18 protein-coding genes are annotated in these 15774 nt (G+C 61.0%); 7 read left to right on the top strand and 11 right to left on the bottom strand.

Annotated elements, in window-relative coordinates; all coding sequences use genetic code 11:
• The first annotated feature begins 282 nt into the window (after positions 1-282).
• The 3 genes from CAG47_RS24580 (at position 283) to CAG47_RS24570 (ending at position 2158) form a co-directional block, all read left to right on the top strand.
• A complete protein-coding gene (locus tag CAG47_RS24580; RefSeq protein ID WP_085728265.1) occupies positions 283-546 on the top strand; it encodes a DUF2790 domain-containing protein in 264 nt (87 codons plus the stop codon).
• Between the two features lie 48 nt (positions 547-594).
• Positions 595-807, top strand: coding sequence for a hypothetical protein (locus CAG47_RS24575; RefSeq protein WP_085728263.1), 213 nt, complete (start codon positions 595-597; stop codon positions 805-807).
• A gap of 145 nt (positions 808-952) precedes the next feature.
• Positions 953-2158, top strand: a complete 1206-nt coding sequence (locus CAG47_RS24570; RefSeq protein ID WP_085728261.1) for a cytochrome c biogenesis protein DipZ — start codon at positions 953-955, stop codon at positions 2156-2158.
• A 20-nt stretch (positions 2159-2178) separates the two neighbouring features.
• On the opposite strand, the gene CAG47_RS24565 is transcribed toward CAG47_RS24570, so the two are convergent.
• Positions 2179-3156, bottom strand: a complete 978-nt coding sequence (locus CAG47_RS24565; protein WP_085728259.1) for an AraC family transcriptional regulator — start codon at positions 3154-3156, stop codon at positions 2179-2181.
• 179 nt (positions 3157-3335) lie between these two features.
• Between CAG47_RS24565 and CAG47_RS24560 the strand changes: the two genes are divergently transcribed.
• Positions 3336-3605, top strand: a complete 270-nt coding sequence (locus CAG47_RS24560; protein ID WP_085728257.1) for a DUF4242 domain-containing protein — start codon at positions 3336-3338, stop codon at positions 3603-3605.
• A gap of 45 nt (positions 3606-3650) precedes the next feature.
• Positions 3651-4463, top strand: a complete 813-nt coding sequence (locus tag CAG47_RS24555) for a class I SAM-dependent methyltransferase (RefSeq protein WP_085728255.1) — start codon at positions 3651-3653, stop codon at positions 4461-4463.
• Positions 4464-4607: 144 nt separating this feature from the next.
• Here CAG47_RS24555 and CAG47_RS24550 read toward each other — a convergent pair whose 3' ends face one another.
• From CAG47_RS24550 to potE, 8 genes are all read right to left on the bottom strand, one after another.
• Positions 4608-4994 carry a DUF488 domain-containing protein gene (locus CAG47_RS24550; RefSeq protein ID WP_085728252.1) on the bottom strand — a complete coding sequence of 129 codons (387 nt, stop codon included), beginning with the start codon at positions 4992-4994 and terminating at the stop codon, positions 4608-4610.
• A 2-nt stretch (positions 4995-4996) separates the two neighbouring features.
• Positions 4997-5719 (bottom strand): phosphatidylcholine synthase, encoded by a 723-nt coding sequence (pcsA, locus tag CAG47_RS24545; protein WP_085728249.1) that lies wholly within the window; start codon positions 5717-5719, stop codon positions 4997-4999.
• Positions 5720-6222: 503 nt separating this feature from the next.
• Positions 6223-6897, bottom strand: coding sequence for a DUF3313 domain-containing protein (locus CAG47_RS24540; protein WP_085728247.1), 675 nt, complete (start codon positions 6895-6897; stop codon positions 6223-6225).
• A 51-nt stretch (positions 6898-6948) separates the two neighbouring features.
• The gene (locus tag CAG47_RS24535) at positions 6949-8214 is read right to left on the bottom strand and encodes an OmpP1/FadL family transporter (protein WP_085728246.1); all 1266 of its coding nucleotides are present in this window, start codon (positions 8212-8214) and stop codon (positions 6949-6951) included.
• Between the two features lie 244 nt (positions 8215-8458).
• Entirely contained in the window at positions 8459-8998 is a 540-nt protein-coding gene (locus tag CAG47_RS24530) for a phosphohydrolase (protein ID WP_085728245.1), read from the bottom strand.
• Entirely contained in the window at positions 8998-9399 is a 402-nt protein-coding gene (locus tag CAG47_RS24525) for a hypothetical protein (protein WP_085728243.1), read from the bottom strand. The genes CAG47_RS24530 and CAG47_RS24525 overlap by 1 nt, the downstream gene beginning before the upstream one ends.
• A 178-nt stretch (positions 9400-9577) precedes the next feature.
• Positions 9578-11863 (bottom strand): Orn/Lys/Arg decarboxylase N-terminal domain-containing protein, encoded by a 2286-nt coding sequence (locus CAG47_RS24520; protein WP_085728241.1) that lies wholly within the window; start codon positions 11861-11863, stop codon positions 9578-9580.
• Positions 11860-13269 (bottom strand): putrescine-ornithine antiporter, encoded by a 1410-nt coding sequence (potE, locus tag CAG47_RS24515; RefSeq protein WP_085728239.1) that lies wholly within the window; start codon positions 13267-13269, stop codon positions 11860-11862. Before potE ends, CAG47_RS24520 begins: the two co-directional genes overlap by 4 nt.
• Positions 13270-13450: 181 nt before the next feature.
• On the opposite strand from potE, the gene CAG47_RS24510 reads away from it, so the two are divergent.
• Positions 13451-13780, top strand: a complete 330-nt coding sequence (locus tag CAG47_RS24510; protein ID WP_085728237.1) for a hypothetical protein — start codon at positions 13451-13453, stop codon at positions 13778-13780.
• 121 nt (positions 13781-13901) lie between these two features.
• A complete protein-coding gene (locus CAG47_RS24505; protein WP_085728234.1) occupies positions 13902-14318 on the top strand; it encodes an organic hydroperoxide resistance protein in 417 nt (138 codons plus the stop codon).
• Positions 14319-14447: 129 nt separating this feature from the next.
• Here the strand turns inward: CAG47_RS24505 and CAG47_RS24500 are convergent, their stop codons facing one another.
• Positions 14448-14957 carry a copper chaperone PCu(A)C gene (locus CAG47_RS24500; RefSeq protein WP_085728232.1) on the bottom strand — a complete coding sequence of 170 codons (510 nt, stop codon included), beginning with the start codon at positions 14955-14957 and terminating at the stop codon, positions 14448-14450.
• Positions 14958-14959: 2 nt separating this feature from the next.
• Positions 14960-15565 (bottom strand): SCO family protein, encoded by a 606-nt coding sequence (locus tag CAG47_RS24495; protein WP_085728230.1) that lies wholly within the window; start codon positions 15563-15565, stop codon positions 14960-14962.
• Between the last annotated feature and the right edge of the window lie 209 nt (positions 15566-15774).

Raw genomic sequence — 15774 nt, 5'->3', positions numbered from 1 at the left:
GGAATGCCGCACAGTCTATCGAGCCTGGGCGGGCTCGCCTGCCGCCCTTTGTATTGCAGTGTATCTGGCTTGCCCGTGGATACACACGAAGGCAAAAAAGCCGAATTCCCGTGGTTTTGTATTGCTCTGTATCTGCGCCCGGTTCTGATACGTACCGATTGATTCGCGCCGATTCCCGACACAGACGAGATACCTCGCAGGCTTTTAATGGCTCCCATCGAGGCAAACCAGAGCGCCTCGCCCAACGAACCAACGACCTGTCGAAACCTTGAGGAATCCGCCATGAACACCAAGGCCATCTACGCCGCTTGCCTGTTTGCCGCCCTGAACATCTGCACCCTGTCGGCCCGTGCCGAAGCCGATGTCGCGCCCAGGACCTACTCCTACGGCAACCATCTGGACATCAGGAAAGTGGTGTCGCTGAGCGAGGACACTACACCTTCCTGCGGCGTGGTGAATGCACGTCTGACCTACCTCGACTCTCAGTCCATGACCCAGGTGCTGAATTACAGCAAGTTCGCCGACAACTGCAACTCGGAAAACTGAGTGTCGCGAACAACCATCGCTCAATCCATGTGCAACAGGAAGGACATCATGAACAACGTTTCCCGCATCTTGACCGCCATCGCCTTTTCCGTCGCCGGTGCTGCGGCTCATGCCAACGCCGCCGTCGACCAAAGCGCCTGTGGCAGCAGCACCTGCTTCCAGCTCACGCCAGTGACAGAGAAGGGCACCCAGGGCTTCCTGGCGCAAGACGGCTCCAGCCGCACGCCGCAGGGGCAGTCGCTGGATGAACAGACCGCTTGAGAACACCCCCATCCACTGTGGGGGCGAGCCTGCTCGCGAAAACGATTGTCCGGTTGGCGATGTGTCGCCTGACCGGACGCCTTCGCGAGCAGGCTCGCTCCCACATTGGCCATGTGTTGCTTTCTAATGTGCATCAGGTGATCCCATGTTACTCATCGCTTTCCTGGGCGGCATATTGACCGTCCTCAGCCCGTGCATCCTGCCGGTCGTGCCTTTCCTGTTCGCCGGGGCCGACCATACACGCTCCTCGATCCTGCTCACCCTCGGCGGCATGGTCCTGACCTTCGCCCTGGTCTCGAGCCTGGCCGTGGTCAGCACCGAGTGGGTGATACAGGCCAGCAACACCGGCCGCCACGTCGCTCTGTTGGTGATGGTGCTGTTCGCCCTGTCACTGATCTCGGCCCGGGTCGGCGACTGGCTGGCACGGCCCTTCGTGCTGCTGGGCAATCGCATTGACCCAGGCACGCGCAAGTTATCCGGACCGCTGGCTTCGATCATGATCGGTGTCGCCACCGGGCTGCTCTGGGCTCCATGCGCCGGGCCGATTCTCGGGGTGATTCTGACCGGTGCCATGCTGCAGGGCGCGAACGCCGGTACCAGTCTGCTGCTGGTGGCTTATGGCGCGGGCAGTGCGCTGTCCCTGGGCACCTTGATCTTTGCCGGTCGCGGCCTGGTCAATCGCTTGAAACCGTCGATTCCGGTGACTGGCTGGTTGCGTCGTGGCGCCGGGATCGCGGTGCTGGGCGGGGCAGCGGTGATCGCCACTGGCGCCAATGACCAGTTGCTGGCCAACACCTCATCCGAAACGGTCAGCCGTGTCGAACAGGGCGTGCTGGAGACCGTGCCGAAAGTCGTCGATTACCTGGTCAGCAAGGTAAAGGCCGACAGCACCATGGGCAACGCCCAGGGCGCCATGCCGTCGCTGTCCGGCGCGGTGGAGTGGCTCAACTCGCCGGCTCTGACCAATGAAGCGCTCAAGGGCAAAGTGGTGCTGGTGGACTTCTGGACCTTCGACTGCATCAACTGCAAGCACACCCTGCCGTACGTGAAGGACTGGGCGAAGAAGTATGAAAAGGACGGGCTGGTGGTGATTGGCGTACACACGCCCGAATACGGCTTTGAACGCATCATCGACAACGTCAGGGCCAAGGTGAAGGAATACGGCATCACCTACCCGGTGGCGATCGACAACAACTACGCGATCTGGCGCAACTTCGACAACCAGTACTGGCCGGCGCACTACATCATCGATGCCAAGGGGCAGGTGCGTTACACCCACTTCGGTGAAGGCAGCTACGACACGCAGGAGAAAGTGATCCGGCAGTTGCTGGAGGAGGCCAAGGCCAGATAGGTTCTCGTCTCGCCACCGGTTCAGCGACCGCTCAAGTGATTCGACGTCGCCTGACCGCGCCGCCATGCCGCCGGCGGGGCACCAAACTCGCGGCGGAAGGCGCGGCTGAAGGCGGTATCGGTCTGGTAACCCACTTCTTCGGCGATCCGCGTCAATGAGCTGTTGCTGCTGCGTAACAGGTTGGCGGCCAGCAACATGCGCCATTGCGTCAAATACTGCATCGGCGAGATCCCCACCAGTTGCTGGAAACGTTCGGCCAATACCGATCTCGAGGTGCTGGCGGTGCGCGCCAGTTCGTCCAGCGTCCAGGCGTGGCAGGGTTTTTTGTGCAAGGCGTTGAGGGCGGCCCCGACAATGCGGTCGCGCACGCCGGCCAGCCAGCCGGTGCGGCCTTCGCCCTGTTCATTCATGTACAGGCGCAGCACTTCGATGAACAACACTTCGGCGAGTTTGGCCAATACGCCTTCGCCGCCGGGGCGGGGCGAGCGGGCTTCGGCAAGTGCATAGCGCACGGAAGACTCCAGCCAGATACCGGCACTCGAACCGCGCACATTGACCCGCACCACGGCGGGCAAGCCCTTGAGCAACATGCCCGCCAGGCGCGTGTCGCACGCCAGGTAGCCACACACCAGGCGGGTGACCGCGCCACCGCCGCCATAACTCAGCTGCCGGGGCCGCCGCGCCAGCACCGCATCGAGTCGCGCACCCGTGGCCGGGGGCAATCCCGGTCGGGAGCACATGCGATGGGCATCACCCTGGGGGAAGATCACCACGTCGCCCGCGCTCAGCAGCAGCGGCGGATCATCCCCCAGTTCGACATAGCACTCGCCCTCGGTGATCAGGTGAAAGATCACCACCCGTTCCGCATCGGGCTCCAGAAACGGCGCCGCCGTGTCGGCACTGGGCGACTGATAACACCAGGGCGCGGTGAACCGGGCGTTGATGAAGATCGCGCCCACCAGGTGGACGACGCGCAGGGTCTGGGACAGAGCGTCCATAGGGAGCTCCCGTGGAAGGATTCCTGATTGTGAACGCGTCGGCGCGCAACGTGGAATCTCCGGACGATCGGACAGGCTTGGGCGACGATCGGACAGGACGCCAACGCCCGCCAGGACGATAGTTTGTCTACAGGGTCAGTACCGACCCTGCCACCCCGAACAAGAAAAGAGAGGTTGCCATGCCGAAGTTCGTCATTGAACGCGAGATCCAGGGCGCCGGAGCTCTGTCGGAAAGGGATTTGAAAGCCGCTTCGCAAAAGTCCTGCCGGGCGTTGCGCGATTTGCCGGAGGTGCAGTGGCTGCAGAGCTATGTCACGGGCGACAAGCTCTACTGCGTGTACATTTCGCCGAACGAAGAGCAGATCAGGGAGCACGCCAGGATCAGTGGTTTTCCCGCCAACCGCATTTCCCAGGTCATGAACGTCATCGATCCGACGACGGCGGAGTAACTGCCCGTCAGGCCCGACTCGTGTTTCAACCCAGAGACTGTCTCCATGAGTACACCCATTGATCTGACTGCCCTGAAAAACCGCCAGATGGCCTCCTGGGCCAGCGGCGACTACGCCGTGATCGGAACCACCCTGCAAATCGTCGGCGAACAACTGGCCGAAGCCTGTGACCTGTTGTGCGATGAACGCGTGCTCGATGTCGCCGCCGGCAACGGTAACGCGACCCTCGCCGCCGCGCGCCGTGGCTGCCAGGTGACGTCCACCGACTATGTCGCGGCCTTGCTGGAGCGTGGCGAAGAGCGCGCCCGGGCAGAGCGCCTGAATGTGTCCTTCCAGGTCGCCGATGCCGAAGCCTTGCCCTTTGCCGATGGCAGTTTCGATGCCGTGCTGTCGACCTTCGGCGTGATGTTCACGCCGGACCAACCCAAGGCCGCCGCAGAGCTGGCGCGGGTTTGCCGCCCGGGTGGGCGGATCGGCCTGGCCAACTGGACGCCGGAAGGTTTTGTCGGTCAGATGTTCAAGACCCTTGGCCAGCACCTGCCACCTGCGCCGGGCGCGAATCCGCCCTCGCGCTGGGGCACCGAAGCCTGGTTGCACGAGCATTTCGACGAACGGGAATTCCTGCTCCAGGTGACGCGCCGCACCTTCAATTTTCGCTATCGCTCGACGGCGCATTTCATCGACACCTTCCGCAATTGGTACGGGCCGATGCACAAGGCCTTCGCCGCGTTGCCCGAGGACGGGGCCAAGGCACTGGAAGCGGACCTGACCGGGCTGATCGACCGGATGAACCGGGCGGGAGACAAATCGCTGGTGGTGCCGAGCGAGTATCTGGAGGTGGTGATTACGCGGCGGTGAGCGATAGCGATGCAATGCCCCCTGTAGGAGCGAGCACGCTCGCGATGGACGTCAACGATAACGCGTGCTGCATGAATGCCCTCGTTGTCCTGGCGTTTTTCGTCGGAACGCCGCCTGGAGCATGCCGCAAGCGGGCACCCGCTCCTACACCACCTCCGCCCCCCGCGCCTCCAGCAACTCGCGCAACACCGACCGGTGACAATGCGCTTCATCCTCGCAATAACAGCCCACGGCCAGGGACGTCCGGTGGGACAGTGCAGCCAGCAGGTCCAGCATCTGACTGGCAGCAGGCTGGTTCATCTCCGCCTTGAACTTGCGCCGGAAAACCTCCCAGGCCTTGGCATCCTGCGCAGCCTTGGCCTCGGCCACCAGTTCCGCGCTGGGTGACAGCAGCGGCTGCCAGACATCATAGAAATCCCGTCGGGCGAACTCGGTTTTCGCAACGCCACGGGGAGGGCGGCGTACCGTGCCCAGGCGCAAACCTTCGTCGGGGCGGCGGGGTGAACCGAGTTGAACGATATGGACCGGCATGGCTATTTGAGCCTCGATTCGTCGAGCCATTCCAGCGCCGTGCGCCACAGGCAGATGCCCAGGAAGTACGCCGACATCAGCAGCCACAAGCCCATCACCAACGGATTGATCACCGGATGGTTGAGCACCAGCGACAAACTGCACAGCAACCAGATGGCGGTCACCGCAATGTTGATCGGCATGAACCGGCGCACGCGGAACGGATGCAGGAACTTCATCCGGGTGACGGTCAGCAGGGCCAGGCCAATGATCGTTGCGAAAGTGATCCACGGTGACGGGGCGATGATGTACAGGCACAGGGCAACCACGTTCCAGGCGGCGGGGAAGCCCTGGAAGTAGTTGTCCTTGCTCTTCATGTTGACGTTGCAGAAGCAGAACAGCGACGACACCAGAATCAGCGACACGCCGAGCAGCAAGGTGTAGTCCGGCAACGGGATGTAGCGGTAGATGAACAGGGCAGGGATAAACACATAGGTCAGGTAATCGATCACCAGGTCGAGGATCGAGCCATCGAAGCTGGGCAGCACCGACTGTACATTGACCTTGCGCGCCAGCGCCCCGTCCAGGCCGTCGACGATCAGGGCGACACCCAGCCACAACAGACAATGGGTCGGCTGGTTATCCAGCAGGGACAGGGTGGCGAGAAAAGCGGTGACCACGCCAGTGGCGGTAAAGCCATGGGCGCCCCATGCTTTGAGCCTGGCGATGTACAGGGTTGAAATCACGGGGGCGTTCTCCAGTGAATGAAGCATGCCAGTTGTCACCCCGCGCACGGGGTGGCGACGAACCGGGTCGGGTTGCAGGTATCGACCGGGTATCCGGGAATAAGGTTCACCATTCATGAATCTTAGCTGCGCCGCAAGGAAATACCCCGGACAAGTCCTCAGTGGGCCGGGGCGTCAGCCCAACGGTGCCGGTCCGGGTCTTTTCAACGCCAATTGAATGATTGCCCCAATTGCTCGCTCTGCCTGGTCAGGAGACGTTTGCGAGAAGTCCTGAGGGAATCAAGGGAACGTGCTTGCAGAAGTGGGGGGGCGCCATGGGCGCGCGATCACCGCCGCAATGCGTCGGCGGGTGGGGGTGAAAAAATAGCGCCTGGCGGGAAATTCATGTAGGAGCGAGTGCCCGCTTGCGGCAAGCTCGCGATGGTGGTTAACGATAACGCGTGTTTACTGGTTAAACGCGGCGTTCTCGAGTCCATCGCGAGCGTGCTCGCTCCTACAGGGGGTTACTTCAGGAATGCCTGGAAGTCGCTACCCAGTTTGTCGATCGCCGCCTTGAAGTCCTTGGCGGTAATCTTCTGGCTTTCGTTTTCCAGGGTCGTGCCGAACACCTTGCGCACCACTTTGGCCACGGTCTGGTTGCTCTTCGCGTCGACGAACTCGGCTTCGATGAACAGGGTGGTATCCTGGTCACGGTGACCGGTGGCGGCCTGGGTAGCGCCGACTACGGCCGCGATGGGGACCACTTCATACCACTTCATGCCTTCGTTCTCGGCGTTCACCCCGGTAATCGCCGCGCGCATGATCAGCGGACGGGAACCGGCCGGTACGGAAGAGGTGCTGGACACTACACGGTACTTCTGACCCAGCGTGCCCTTGGCCTTGTTGGTCATGTAGTTCTGAATGTCGGTCAGCGTCTGCTGGTTGACCCGCTCATCCGGCTTGGGCGCCGGGTACAGTTCCAGTTTGTTGAACACCACGGTGTCATAGGCATTCGGGTTCCACGAAGGGCTGACCCAGCGCATCGCGGTACCGCCGCTCGGCGTTTCGACTTCCTGCAGGTTGTTGTAGTTGGACAGGAAGCCTGAGTACTGCTCCCTCTCAGTCACTTTCGAGGTGCAACCGCCTAGCAACAGACTGGCCAGCGTGGCGCCGACGAGCAGTTTTCGGGACAGATTCATAGTTGTGTTTACTCCTTGGATGAAATCTTCGTTTTTTTTGTCAGCAGTACATCAGAATCGCCAGGTCATGTTCCCGGTCAAGGCCTGAATCCAGGCATTGTCGAATTCACCGGATATTCGATTGCCCGAGGACTTGGTCTGGTCCACCGGCATGTCGCCGAGCCAGACCATGGCCCAACTGACGTTGACATCGGTGTCCTTGTCCAGAGCATAGGTGGCTCCTGTCGCAATGCGCCAGGATTCGGCCATCGGGATGATCACGCTGCGGTTGCTGTCCGAGACGGCGCTGCTATCGTAGGCCATCCCGAAGTTCCACAACAACTGTTCGGTGGCCTGGTACTGAGCGCCAAGGGAGAGGTGCCAGGTGTCCTTGAACCCGGCATCGACGGTTGTCGATTGCGAGCCAAACGCCGTGGTGTCGACTTCAACCCCGATATCGCCGAACTCTGACCAGTCCTGCCAGTTGGCCGAGGCAAGCAAGGCCCATTGCCGGTCCAGTTGCTGGAACAGGCTCAGGGTGAGCGTCTGCGGCACCTTCATGTCGAGTTCGGTATTGGTGTTGTTGACGCGCTCGAGCAGGCGGCCGTCGCCCTTGACGTCCAGCCGGTCCTTGAAGTCCAGGTCGACCTGGCTGGTGTAGGCCAGGCCTATGCGCGTACCCGGTTGCGGGGCGTAGATCACCCCGACGTTGGCACCGTAACCCCAGGCATTGTCCTCGTATTTGTACTGGCCGTCCGCGCGGTCGGTAAAGCCGAACGGTGAGCGGTCAATCGCCGTTTGCGCCTGCAACATGCCATACATGGCCTTGATGCCCAGGCCCACCGACCATTGTTCGTTGAAGCGGTAGGACACGCTCGGCACCAGCGACAGTCCGAGCAGGCTGGAGTTTTGCGCGAAGTAGCGGCCTGACCAGTCGTTGTCGTAATTGACCGCCAGGCCGAAGTCGCCATAGGAGCCGAAACCGACACTCCAGTGATCGTCGAGTTCATGGCTGATGAAGAAGCTGCCGCCGGGGATCGGATCAAGGGAATTGCCACTGCCGCTGCCGGACACATTGGTGCCGGAGTCACGGTCGAAGGTCAGATCGCCGTACAAGACCTGCAAGCCACCGGTGATTTGTGTGCCGGGCAGGTAGCTCATGCCTGCCGGGTTGCTGGCGATGGTCGAGGGGCCTTGGGCACGGGCGGCGGCACCGGCGTTGGCCAGGCCGGCGTTATCGGTGCCGATCTCATAAAGCATGATGCCACCTGCCCAGGCTTGCTGACAGCACAGGGCAAGGAGCGTGAAAGTGGGCAGGGCATAGTTTCTTGTTGGCATCTAATTACCTCAGCAAATGTCCATTTTTTCGAATCCGGGTGGTGTTCACCAACTGCCCGTGGATCCGGCTGTCTACTTGGCCATCTCGGCCCGCACTGCGGTGATCCTGGCTTTGACCGAGTCAAGATTGAATTTCATAGCCCCAGCGAAGAGCGTAGGTTTGAATTGCGAAATATCCAGTAATGGATAGTCAAAAAGTGTGTAATTTCAAGTGTTTTTGCAGCAAATCGAACGGACGCTTGTCTCACCAGCGAAACATGGGCAACGGCCGCAGCGGCGTGCGCAGCAATTGCCGGGCGGAAAGCTTCATCAACATCGAGTGAAAACCGTGATCGGGAAAGGTCGACCGCACGGTTCCGATGAAGCTGCGGGGCAGGCCGAAACGCACCAGGCCCAGGGATACGTCCACCAGATCGGCCTGGCGAAAGGGTTCGACGCTGTCGGCACAGGCACCGTGATATCGGCGCAGCTTGTGATGCTCAAGTATCAACGCACTGACTTCAACCTTCAGGTCCGCCCGTTGCCGGCTGTCGAGGTACTCAATGGCCAGGGCTATGGAGGGCGGCAGGTAGTCAAGGGTGTCATCGGTCCAGATACCCAGGTCGTGAAACGCCGCCGCGATTTGTACGGCGTCCGAGGGCAAACCTTCGGTTGCGCTGAGGGCCGCATGGAAGTTCAGCACCCGGTAAATGTGGTTGCGGTAGCCCTGCAGGTCGGCACCGATGGCCAGGGCGAACGAGGTGAGAATCTCGTCGGTGAGGGGGAACTCGAGAATGGGGTTCATCAGGTGTCACGCAACAGGTCGTTGGCATTGAGCAGCTCGTAGGCAATCTCCGGGCGCTTTTCCATGGCTCGGCGAATGGCGGCGGGGATGTTGGCGCGGGTCTTGCGACACAGCCCGGGCAACTCGCCAACCTGGATGCCGATGCCGCGCATGGTGCGCACTTCATTGAAACCGGGGGCGATGTCCACGCGAATACCCAACTGCTCGAACATGCGTCGCTGCACGTGCTCGAGATCGCTCAGGCTCTGCAGGTTTTCCAGGCGTTCGATCAGGCGCTTTTCTTCGTTGCGGGTCAGAAACAGAATGCGCAGGTCCGCCCCTGGCGTTTCCAGCAACGGGTCACGCCCGCAGTCGCAGGCGCCGGGCGGGCAGGGTGAGCGGATTGGAGCGGTGGTGGTCATGGGGTCAATCATAGAGCGCTGTGATTGAATTTGCCCATAGGGATTTTGGGTGTACGCAACGCAATGTGGGAGCGAGCCTGCTCGCGAAAGCGGAGTGTCAGTCGCCATCTAGGTTGACTGTCAGGCCGTCTTCGCGAGCAGGCTCGCTCCCACAGGGGTTGCGGTGAAACTGCGTGACTTATTTCAGTACCAGCATCCGATAAACGCCGTCTTCGACTTCGATCCCGTGGGTGTCATGGGTGAAACCGGGGAAGGATCTGTCGAAGGCTTCCAGGGCCTTGAGATACGCCAGTAACGGGCCGTCCGCGGGACCGGCGTTCTCGCCTGGCATGAGCAACGGAATGCCTGGCGGGTACGGCACGATACCGGTTGCCGCGAGGCGGCCGGCGGCTTCCTCGAGGGTCACCAGTTCGATGTCGTTGCGCACCAGTTTTTCGTAGGCCTCCACCGGGCTGAACTCGGCGTGTGGCAGGGTGCCGAAGGCCTGGGACATGTTGGCGGTGGTCTTGTGCTTCTTCATGGCGGCGAAGATTTCGTCGGCCAGATCCTTCAGGCCCATGCCGGCATAGCGTTGCTGGTGAGCGTTGTACAGGTCCGGCAGGCACAGTTCGAGCTCGGCGTTGTCGTCGTAGTCGCGCTTGAAGTCGAGCAGGGCGTTGAGCAGTGTGCCCCACTTGCCTTTGGTGATGCCGATGGAGAACAGGAACAGGATGGTGAAGTCGGTGGTCTTCTCGACCACGATACCCTGACGGCTCAGGTAGGCCGTGACCACACAGGCCGGGATACCGGAGGCAAGCAGGTTGCCGTCGTCGCCCATGCCCGGGCTGAGCACCGAGACCTTGATCGGGTCCAGCATGCAGTAGCCATCTTCGATGTCACCGAAGCCGTGCCATACCGCGTTCGGGTGCAGGACCCAGCAGTTCGGGTCGGTTTTCAGCGTGGCCGGATCGACCTCATGGAACGGCACGGTCGCCGCGCCCACTTGTACGGTCGGCGGCTGCCAGCAGGTGAAGAACCAGTCTTCCTTGCTGAGCATCTCGTTGTGCATGCGCGAGAGCACCTGGCGGAAGCTGATCGCTTCTTCGATCGACTCGCTGGTGAGAATCTGCCCGCTCGGCGCTTCCATCATCGCCGAGCTGACGTCGCAGGACGCCATGATCGCGTAGTTCGGCGAGGTCGAGGCGTGCATCATGTACGACTCGTTGAAGCGTGCATGTTCGATCGGGTTGCGGCCGTTGCGCACGTGGATCATCGAGGCCTGGGACAGCGCGGCCAGCAACTTGTGGGTCGACTGGGTGGCGAACACGGTCGGCTTGGACTTGTCGTGATCGGATGGGTCGCCGTGCATGGCATGGCGACCGGTGTACAGCGGGTTGAAGCGTGCGTAGCCATACCAGGCTTCGTCGAAGTGCAGACGGTCGACACTCTCGCCCAGCAGGTCTTCAACGCGGGTGACGTTGTAGGTCAGGCCGTCGTAGGTGGAGTTGGTGACAATCGCGTGCACCGGCGTCGGGTCGATGCCTCGCTTGACCAGTGGGTTGTTGGCGATGGCGGCTTTCACGCCTTCGGCGCTCAGGGTCTGCGGCAGGATCGGGCCGATGATGCCGTAGCGGTTGCGGGTTGGCACCAGGTAGGTCGGAATCGCCCCGGACAGGGTCATCGCATGCTCGGCGGACTTGTGGCAATTGCGGTCGCACAGGGCGATCTGGTTTCGCGTGACGCTGGCCATGAGGATGACGCGGTTGGACATCGACGAACCGTTGGTCACGTAGTAGGTGCGATGGGCGCCGAAGACCTTGGCGGCATAACGCTCGCCCTGGCCGATAGGGCCGCTGTGATCGAGCAGCGAACCCAGTTCGCCGACCGAGATCGACAGGTCGGAACGCAACAGGTTCTCGCCGAAGAACTCGTAGAAGGCCCGTCCGGCGGTGCTTTTGAGGAAGGCTGTACCGCCGGCATGGCCGGGGGTGTGCCACGAGTATTCATAGGTACGGGCAAACTTCACCAGTGCGCCGAACATCGGCGGCAGGGCGGCCTGGCGGTAACGCTCGATAGCGGCCAGGATGCGCCCGCTGAGGAAACCCGAGGTGTCCTCGGGCAGCCAGATGAAGTCGTCGGCGTGTTGCATCACCAGCAACGGAATGCTCGATGCGGTGGTGCGGTCGCTGATCAGGAACACCGGCACACGTGTGTTGCGCTCGCGCAGTTTGACCAGCAGTTTGATGCAGTCGGCGTGACCTTCGCTGGTGTCCATTTCCCATCGGATCAGCACGCATTGAACGGCCGGGTCCGAGCGCAGGATCGAAGCGGCATCGGTGAGGCTTTCCGAGGCCAGTACGCTGACGCCACGTCCTTCTACGTCGTGGACCAGTTGGTCCAGGGCGCGGCCGAACACCGTTCGTTTGTCCGGCGGACTGCTGACCAGCAGCGCCAACATACCCAGAGAGTGTTTATATTCCGTCATGCTTGAACCTCCATGGTGGCTTTATTCAGATTGTTAACAGGCACTGGCTGGGCAGTGAGATGCTGCGCGCTGACGGTTTGCGTCGGCACGCTGTTGTTGAGTGCTTCGAGGCGGATCAGGCGGTTGTTGACGAAGCCGAACAGGGTGTAGCCGACGATGGTGGCCACGCCGCCCAGCATCAGGGCCTGTTCGCCGGAGCTGTACAGCGCCAGGTAGCTGTATGCCGCTGCGATCACTGCGACGACATTGGTTGCCAATGCCTTGCCTTCCGGAACGTTGGACACCTTCTGCATGGTCATCAATGCAGCCATGGACAGGATGTAAGGCACCAGGTTGGTGACTACCGCGAGGTTGACCAGGGTGTCGAACTGCTTGCTCAGGTCAGGACTGATGGTGAGCAGGGCCAGCGCGGTCTGTGCGGTGAGCAGTACCAGCATGCCGATGATCGGCGTGCCGGCCTTGTTGCCCTTGGCGAAGATGGGCAGGAAGTACCCGGTGTTCGCGGAGCTGGCGTAAACCTGAGCGATAGTGAACTGCCAACCCAGCAGCGAACCGATGCAGGCAAGCACCATGGCCGCCATCACGATGTCGCCGACCATCGGGGTGAACATCTTGGCGAATACCAGGCCGAAAGGCGCGGTGGACGCGACCAGTTCTTCGTTGCCGACGATACCGAAGATCACGTTGGTGGAAACGATGTAGATCACCGCCGCACCCAGGGTGCCGCCCAGTACGGCAATCGGCACGTTACGTTCAGGGTTTTCCACGGCGTCGGTGTTGGCGCAAGCCGACTCCAGGCCAAGGAAGGCCCACAGGGTGATCGCCACCGAGGCGCCGGCCGCTTCGTACCAGCTCTTGTCGTGAGGGTTCCAGCCGGCGGCATAGACGCTGCTGTCGAACCAGAACCAGCCAACGGTGGATACCAGTACCACCGGTGCAATCACACCCCAGACCGTCACCGCGCCGATACGGCCGGTAATGCGGGCGCCGCCAAAGTTGGCGAAGGTGGTGATCCACAACAATGCAATGGTCGCCAGACCTACTTGCAACGAATCCAGTTTTATCCCGAACAACACCTGGATGTAGCCAACCGCAGTAATACTGATCGCCACGTTGGCAATCAATAGCGAGAGACCGTAGGTGTAGTTGGTGATGTAGTTACCCGCTTTACCGAACGTGTATTCGGCATAACCGCCCATGCCGCCGGTCTTGCGACTGAGCATCCCGCATCGCGCAAAGGCGTAGGCCAGAGCGAGGGAGCCGGTGGCTGTCACCAGCCAGGAGAGGATTGAAATTGCGCCGACTTCCGCGAGTTTCGTCGGTAATAGCACAATACCTGAACCCAACATGTTGACTGCGGTCAACATAGTCAGTTGCCCCACACTCATTTTCTTTGCGACTGACATTCCGTTGCCTCACTTAGTTGCCGATTGAGAGTCTATCTATAGCAAAGGATTGAAAACTCGCAAGAAATGGCATCCGCCATCCCGTTTTTGCACTAGTTTGCAAAAAGGGCACGATGCTGGCCCCCGAGTTGAAAATTCCCCCGCAAAATTAATTCATTTTCAGCCAGTTAAACAGGTCAAGATGCGCAAGACATGGATCGCGTTAGTCCCGCTAGTAGTTGCGGGTATTGCCAATTCGGCGCCAGCCAAAGAGCTGGCCAGCAATGACAAGTACATGTGCAGTTGGGGTGCGGGCACCGCTGCAAGGGCACAGGAACTAAAACTCTCCGGTGTTTCCCTGTATGCCGCCCGGCAAAAGATCCAAGTCTACAAGTTTGCCAAGTCCTGGATGCGCATGATGGCTCTGGGCATTACAGAACAAACTTATGACAGTTCGTCGCGATTGCAGCCGACTGCCGTACGGCAGAGCTTTTATGAGGACTGCGTCCGGTACAAGTTGGCGCATAAATGAAGAAACGGGCGTCGGTCGGATAGACCACGGTGTGGCCCTGTGGCGTCTATATTGATTGACCATCCCGGCGACTGGATGGGATGCCAGGATCGGTTACTTACAACTCAATCAGGAGGTCACCATGAGCCAGATCGATAAAGTGTTGTACACCGCCCAGACCCACACCACCGGCGGGCGCGACGGCGCGTCGCGCAGCTCCGACGGGATCCTCGATGTGAAGCTGTCGTCGCCAGGTGCTGGCGGTGGCGGAACCAACCCCGAGCAACTGTTCGCTGCCGGATGGTCGGCCTGTTTCATCGGCGCCATGCAGGTGGCGGCCAGGGAAATGAAAGTGGCATTGCCCAAGGATGTGGCCATCGATGCCGAAGTCGACCTGGGCACCAATGAAGGCGGTTATCTGCTTCAGGCGCGGCTCAATGTCAGCCTGCCAGGGCTGGATCGCGAGACGGCGCAGAAAATCGTCGACACCGGACACCAGTACTGCCCGTACTCGAAAGCCACGCGCAACAACATCAAGGTCGTGCTCAAGCTGGTTTGACTCGAACTGAACCTGTAGGAGCGAGCATGCTCGCGATGGTGGACCAGACACCTCGGGCTCTCAGGCAGCCAGTGTCATCGTTGACGACCATCGCGAGCATGCTCGCTCCTACAGGTTCTGTGTTTCCAATCAGTTCATCTTGCTGTGATCATGTTGCATCGAGCTGTGATCCATGGTGGCGATCGCCTTGGCAACGGCTTCAACCTGAATCGACTCTTTCACACCCTTGGCGTCTTCCACGGTCAGGGTCAGCGGCACCTTGTCGCCTTCCTTGATCTGGCTCGTCAGGTTCATCAGCATGATGTGGTAGCCGTTGGGATCGAAGCTCACCGCTTCACCGGCCGGCAGCTCAACGGACGGCACCTGCTGCATTTTCATCACGTCGTCTTTCATGCTCATTTCATGAATCTGCACCAGCCCGGCAACCGGCGTCTGCACGCTCAGCAGCTTGCTGTCGCCGCTCGCGGTGACGGTCATGAAGGCACCGCTCGATGGCTGGCCGGCCACGGTGGCGCGGACCCAGGCGTCCTGGACCTCGGTGTGTGCCGACGCCTGGAAGGCCAGGCCAGCCAGGGACAGGCCCAGCGCCAGTTGCCTGCAACCTTGTGCGAAACGGTTTTTAGCCTGCGGTGCATTCATTTTCAGCAAACCTCCATTACGGTGAGCAGGTCTTCTGCGCACTCTTGGGCCGTCAGGGACGCGGACAGTCCCAGGCGCAGATTGCCCCGGGAGTCGAAGACATAGCTGGTCGCGGTATGGGAGAGGGTATAGGTGTCGCCGCTCGGCACTTTCTCGAAGAACACGCCGAACTCCTTGGCGGTGGCGGCGGTTTCTTCGAGGGTGCCGTACAACGCTTCGAAACTCGGGTCGAATGCCTTGACGTACTTGTCGAGCAGCTCCGGGGTGTCGCGCTCGGGGTCCAGGGTGATGAAGACCACCTGCAGCCTTTCGCCATCGCGACCCATCAGCTTCTTGGCCTGCGCGGCGCGGGCCAGGGTGGTCGGGCACACGGCCGGGCATTGGGTGAAACCGAAGAACACCATCGGCATCAGGCCGCGATAGCTGCCCAGCATCCGGGTTTCGCCCTGGGTGTCCTTGAGCTTGAAGTTGCGCCCCATGATCTTGTCGCTGAGGTCTTTGCCGTACTTGAACGACAGCTTGCTGCTGTCGTCGCAACCGGCGAGCAGGCCCAGGCTCAACAGGCCCATGCCTTGCAGGACGGTTCGGCGGGTATACGAAGTACTCATGGAAAAAAGCATCCTGTCGAACAGGCTGAACTGACAGCACGATGGCTGTACAGACGAAAAAATCGCGGGGATGTTAACAAACTGTGCCAGTGCCCGAGGGGCGGATGCGACCATTGGACCGGCGCTGAGGCGTGACATAGTGTCGCGCCGTCAGGGCGAAAGTGCTCTTGTGGCGAGGGGGCTTGCCTGTGGCGAGGGGGCTTGCCCCC

Source organism: Pseudomonas sp. R37(2017) (genome assembly GCF_002113375.1).
Lineage (GTDB): Bacteria > Pseudomonadota > Gammaproteobacteria > Pseudomonadales > Pseudomonadaceae > Aquipseudomonas.
This window is presented reverse-complemented; position numbering and strand designations above follow the sequence as displayed.

Excerpts from the sequence above, each read along its gene's own strand:
- CAG47_RS24565 (WP_085728259.1), bottom strand. The coding sequence starts at position 3,156 with ATGGACGCTCTGTCCCAGACCCTGCGCGTCGTCCACCTGGTGGGCGCG.
- CAG47_RS24560 (WP_085728257.1), top strand. The coding sequence starts at position 3,336 with ATGCCGAAGTTCGTCATTGAACGCGAGATCCAGGGCGCCGGAGCTCTG.
- CAG47_RS24555 (WP_085728255.1), top strand. The coding sequence starts at position 3,651 with ATGAGTACACCCATTGATCTGACTGCCCTGAAAAACCGCCAGATGGCC.
- CAG47_RS24540 (WP_085728247.1), bottom strand. The coding sequence starts at position 6,897 with ATGAATCTGTCCCGAAAACTGCTCGTCGGCGCCACGCTGGCCAGTCTG.
- CAG47_RS24530 (WP_085728245.1), bottom strand. The coding sequence starts at position 8,998 with ATGAACCCCATTCTCGAGTTCCCCCTCACCGACGAGATTCTCACCTCG.
- CAG47_RS24570 (WP_085728261.1), top strand. The coding sequence starts at position 953 with ATGTTACTCATCGCTTTCCTGGGCGGCATATTGACCGTCCTCAGCCCG.
- CAG47_RS24510 (WP_085728237.1), top strand. The coding sequence starts at position 13,451 with ATGCGCAAGACATGGATCGCGTTAGTCCCGCTAGTAGTTGCGGGTATT.
- CAG47_RS24580 (WP_085728265.1), top strand. The coding sequence starts at position 283 with ATGAACACCAAGGCCATCTACGCCGCTTGCCTGTTTGCCGCCCTGAAC.
- CAG47_RS24520 (WP_085728241.1), bottom strand. The coding sequence starts at position 11,863 with ATGACGGAATATAAACACTCTCTGGGTATGTTGGCGCTGCTGGTCAGC.
- CAG47_RS24575 (WP_085728263.1), top strand. The coding sequence starts at position 595 with ATGAACAACGTTTCCCGCATCTTGACCGCCATCGCCTTTTCCGTCGCC.
- potE (WP_085728239.1), bottom strand. The coding sequence starts at position 13,269 with ATGTCAGTCGCAAAGAAAATGAGTGTGGGGCAACTGACTATGTTGACC.
- CAG47_RS24505 (WP_085728234.1), top strand. The coding sequence starts at position 13,902 with ATGAGCCAGATCGATAAAGTGTTGTACACCGCCCAGACCCACACCACC.
- CAG47_RS24500 (WP_085728232.1), bottom strand. The coding sequence starts at position 14,957 with ATGAATGCACCGCAGGCTAAAAACCGTTTCGCACAAGGTTGCAGGCAA.
- CAG47_RS24550 (WP_085728252.1), bottom strand. The coding sequence starts at position 4,994 with ATGCCGGTCCATATCGTTCAACTCGGTTCACCCCGCCGCCCCGACGAA.
- CAG47_RS24525 (WP_085728243.1), bottom strand. The coding sequence starts at position 9,399 with ATGACCACCACCGCTCCAATCCGCTCACCCTGCCCGCCCGGCGCCTGC.
- CAG47_RS24495 (WP_085728230.1), bottom strand. The coding sequence starts at position 15,565 with ATGAGTACTTCGTATACCCGCCGAACCGTCCTGCAAGGCATGGGCCTG.
- CAG47_RS24535 (WP_085728246.1), bottom strand. The coding sequence starts at position 8,214 with ATGCCAACAAGAAACTATGCCCTGCCCACTTTCACGCTCCTTGCCCTG.